This window comes from Sphingomonas sp., from assembly GCF_036387595.1.
In the GTDB taxonomy this organism is placed as follows: Bacteria; Pseudomonadota; Alphaproteobacteria; order Sphingomonadales; family Sphingomonadaceae; genus Sphingomonas.
Genome location: NZ_DASVTL010000098.1, coordinates 1 through 1,627, shown reverse-complemented (window position 1 = coordinate 1,627; position 1,627 = coordinate 1). Strand labels below are relative to the sequence as shown.

Below are 1,627 nucleotides of genomic sequence, written 5' to 3'. Positions count from 1 at the left end.
CTCGCTCGGGCCGAACATCGGATTGGGACAGCGCTTCACCCACTCCACCGCTTCGTCCATGTCTTTGACTTCCCAGAGCCAGTAGCCCGCCACGAGTTCGCGTGTGGCGGCGAAGGGACCGTCGATCACCGTGCGGCCGGGGCCGTCGAACGCGATGCGCTTGCCTTGCGACGAGGGTTTCAGCCCGTCGCCGCCGACCAGGATGCCGGCATTCACTAGTTCCTCGTTGAACTTGCCCATGTCCACGAACATCTGGCTGAGCTGGGGCGAGGGCTTCATGCCCTCCTCGCTGTCCTCGGTCGCCTTAACGAACACCATCACGCGCATCGTCGCTCTCCTTCGGCATCCACGTTCGTCGGGCGGTTATAACGACGAACGCAGGCCGGCCGGAAGTGACATGTCAGGGCAGCAACCACACCGTTCCGGCGGGGGGGGGCGCCAGGCGGGAACGCCGGGCTGCCCTAAACGATCTGCCGATCCTGCGCAGCCTTGGAACGCGTTGTCGCATACGCGCGAGAGAAACCAAAAGCTCCAGTCGTTCGTTAACATAGATCATGAGCTGGAGACGTCGGTGAGCTACAACTGGAATCGATCGGGTTGCGATTGCCGAGACTGACCGGGACGCCCGCGTGCGGGATCGCCGTACCCGTTCGAAATGAAGCCGCTCATCTTCCTCTGCTGCTCCGCGCGCTGTCCCGTCAGTACGAGGCTCCCACCTTCGGCGTGGCCCTGTTCTTCGATAGCTGCACCGATGACAGTTACGCGATCGTTCGGGAACTCGCGCCGACATTGCCCTACAGGATCGAGATCGGGTGCAGTGCGGGTGTCGCGCCGCCCAACGCCGGACGGGCGCGGGCGGCTGCAGGCGCGCTTGCCCTGTCGCTGTCGCCGGGCGTGATACTCAGCACCGACGCCGACAGCGAACCGGCGGTGGACTGGGTGGCAGCGAATTGCGCCGCGCTCGAGGGAGCCGATCTGGTCGCGGGCAAGATCGTCATCGCAAGCGCCGCCGCCGGATCGCTGCACGAGCGACTGGCCGCTTATTACGATCGGCTTCATCGTTACCGCCGTCGCATCGACCCGGTGGCATGGGAGGATGACGCGACCCATCACTGGACCGCGACCAGCCTTGCGGTTCGCGCGGACGCCTGTCGGAGCCTTGACGGATTTCTCCCGCTTTCGCGTGGCGAGGATGCAGATTTCGCAGATCGAGCGTGGCGTGAGGGGTATCGGCTGCGGCGCGATGCGCGGGTGGTCGTGCGGACGTCGGGTCGGCGGCAGGGACGTGCGGAGGGCGGGTTCGCGGCCATGCTTGCGGATCACGACGCTGCGCGCGTTGCCGCGCCGGTGTCGCACCCGGAAGACGAAGCGTGGCGCTATCACCGGCACGCACGAGCACGCGCGAGTTTCGCGGCGGGCGAGTTCCAGGTGCTCGCCGAGCTGCTAGGCCTGAGCCGGAGCGATGTCGAACGCACCGCGGGACAGGCGCGCAATGCCGACGCCTTTGCGGCGTGCATCGTCGGCGCACCGCCGGGCGGCATGCGTCAGATATCCTTGGCGCATGCCGAGATCGTGTTGACCGCGTTCGACGCCGACATGCTGGAAGGTGCCGCATGAGGGCGCCACT

General features: G+C 66.4%; 2 protein-coding genes. One reads left to right on the top strand and one right to left on the bottom strand.

What is annotated here, in order from left to right; translation table 11 throughout:
• The coding region (locus tag VF643_RS11725) for a YciI family protein (protein WP_331043576.1) at positions 1-327 on the bottom strand (327 nt) is incomplete at its 3' end.
• Between the two features lie 270 nt (positions 328-597).
• Here VF643_RS11725 and VF643_RS11720 point away from each other — a divergent pair.
• Positions 598-1,617 (top strand): glycosyltransferase, encoded by a 1,020-nt coding sequence (locus VF643_RS11720; protein ID WP_331043575.1) that lies wholly within the window; start codon positions 598-600, stop codon positions 1,615-1,617.
• Positions 1,618-1,627: the final 10 nt, after the last annotated feature.